1 protein-coding gene and 1 pseudogene are annotated in these 2,319 nt (G+C 54.0%); one reads left to right on the top strand and one right to left on the bottom strand.

Going from position 1 to position 2,319, the window contains the following annotated elements; translation table 11 throughout:
- Nucleotides 1–287 (bottom strand): annotated as a pseudogene (locus tag NKI72_RS34610) (hypothetical protein); the annotation flags it as partial.
- 722 nt (nt 288–1,009) lie between these two features.
- Between NKI72_RS34610 and NKI72_RS34605 the strand changes: the two are divergent.
- Nucleotides 1,010–2,038 carry an alpha/beta hydrolase family protein gene (locus NKI72_RS34605; RefSeq protein WP_352693571.1) on the top strand — a complete coding sequence of 343 codons (1,029 nt, stop codon included), beginning with the start codon at nt 1,010–1,012 and terminating at the stop codon, nt 2,036–2,038.
- Nucleotides 2,039–2,319: the final 281 nt, after the last annotated feature.

Here is a 2,319-nt window from a genome sequence, read left to right as displayed (position 1 = left end):
CTTGCCTGCACGGTCTGTTGATAGTGGCGTTTGATCCTGACATTGCTGGCCGGGAACTCAGCTTCGTTGCTGCCGTAGTTCAGCACAAAACCAGTGTGCTCCTCAGCCACTGCGCAACCGCCATCACGCTCACACACGATTTTGGCAGCCGTCCTGCAGTCCCATTTCAGTGAAGCGGGCCACATAGGATTGTCCACGCTTGATCGCGGCTTGTCGCTCTGACCAGCCGCCGTCAACACTGCGCCTGTGTTCAAAATCACAGTGGACAGGAGAAGCGCCTTGAACATTACAAACCTCCCTGAATTACGACCCCATAGTACCTCGTCCTGCGTGATCGCCTGGCTCGTGGCATGTTGAGATTGAACCAGCTTTTCTGGCGCACGCCGTTCGCGTCATCATACTCGATGAACCAGGGATTTCCGCGCACCGGTCGAGGGATGGCGTAGTAGGTGGGGCCATTCCCAAGGGATTGCCCTCGATCGTTCCCCGCGGTTTGGATTGTTGCTGCAACCACCTTACCGTCGATTTCGATTTGGACCTGTCGAGATCCGTCTCCATGATACCCGCCGAGGCCGCTGTCTTTCACAACGACGGGCAACGTGAGCCTATCGGATGAGATGCGCCAGATGCTCCGTTCTTGACCCAGTCCGGGCCGGTCGGAGTTGGCGCCAACCGCTTGCCAGCCAGACGGACAATCCTCATACTTCTCAAATTTCGCGGCGCTTGAGTTGGCTTGCGGACAGATGGCCAGTTAAAACCCGGGGCTTCCATCGCCGCAATCAACTTGTAAATTGGCGGATGGCACGAGGGGGTACCCTGCCAGTCGCCGGATAGACATAGGAGCACCTGGCAGCCCCATTCCGACGTGCATCGAGCAACCCTTTATCGGGCGGTAAATAGTGTGGAGGGATGTCCAGCCGCCCCTTTGTCTGGTGAATGAAGTACGGCGGGGTTTCAGCTTTGGTTTCATGATGAAAGGTTTCCAACCTGCAAAGAAAAAGGAGAGAAAATGTTCCGTTATCTAGCGCGCCGTTATGATCGTAAGCACATCCTGAGATCATTAGAACGTCAGAGGCGTATTCATGATAAGCTGATTCCATTTTTTCATGATGGTTCTGACGAATTGGTCTTCAATGAAATTTCCAAAGGCGAGGTGTTTTTCGCGCCTATATTGCCGGCTGCTCCGTTAAGGGAAGAAGCGGATAGTGTTACCTTCCAATCTGATATTTCAACTGAAGACGAGGCGAACAACACGTTTGAATGCGTTGTTACCGACAGTGGATTGAAACAACATGCGCTTGTTGTGTTTCATCATTGGTATGCTCGGAGCCGGTATCCGGCATTTTCCAAATACTTCGCTGGAAAGGGCATAACGGTTATTGAAGCTACACTTCCGTATCATTTTGGGCGGGCTTCGAATGACTATTCTGAGGAAAAGCTTTTCAACGCGAATTTAGGGCGCACTGTCCAGTCGATGAGACAGGCTGTCCTAGATGGCCGTAAGATTGTTCGTTGGCTTTATAGTCAGGGGTATCAGAAAATCTCGGTTGTAGGGATGTGTTTGGGTGGCACTGTTGCGGGTCTCGTTGCTGCCCAAGAGCAGAAGGTTGATAAGGCGGTTCTCATGGTATCGCCGGGAAGCCCTGCTGATCTCGTCTGGACTGCGGAGACCATGACGGCCTTACGTGGTCGTATTGAACCGTCCATGTCACTGGAAGGACTAAGAACCGCTTGGGGTCTCATCGATCTAGAGAAGCATCTTTTCGGCCTTACACGTCCTCGTCTGGATTTGATGTTCTTGCTCGGTAAGGACGATACGGTTGCCCGCCCAGGAGGCTCTGAGCGTCTCATTGAGTTGCTGGCGAAGTGCAATCTTCCACCTGAGGTCGTGCGGCTGAATTGTGGGCACTCATCTATTGGAATGTTCCCCTACAATTTGATCGCGGCTCGGAAGGTTCTTCGTTTTTTGAAAGAAACCCCGACCCTGTCAGAGCTTTGGGAGGTTCGCGGGTTTCGCTACGACTTTAGCGAAGTTTGAGCTATTTGATGGCTCCGCGCCGGATCGCGGCCAGGGCGCGCGGGATGCGGTTCGGTCCCTCCCCTGCCCTCCCCCGACCAGGTCGCGCATGCGCGACAGCTCATCAACGACGATATCAAGCCGGCCGAGGTCGCCCGGCTCCTGAAGGTGCATCGCGCGACCTCAGCCCTCGCAGTTCAGCCGAGAGTACAAGAGCATCTTTGGCAACTCGCCGATTGCGGATCTGCAGCTCTGAACTGTACCGGGCCACTTGTGACAATGAACGACCACCTTGCTTAAAG

Source organism: Mesorhizobium sp. M0437 (genome assembly GCF_040321335.1).
Taxonomy (GTDB): domain Bacteria; phylum Pseudomonadota; class Alphaproteobacteria; order Rhizobiales; family Rhizobiaceae; genus Mesorhizobium.
Note: the sequence above shows the minus strand (reverse complement) of the source record. Positions and strands in the feature narration are given on the sequence as shown.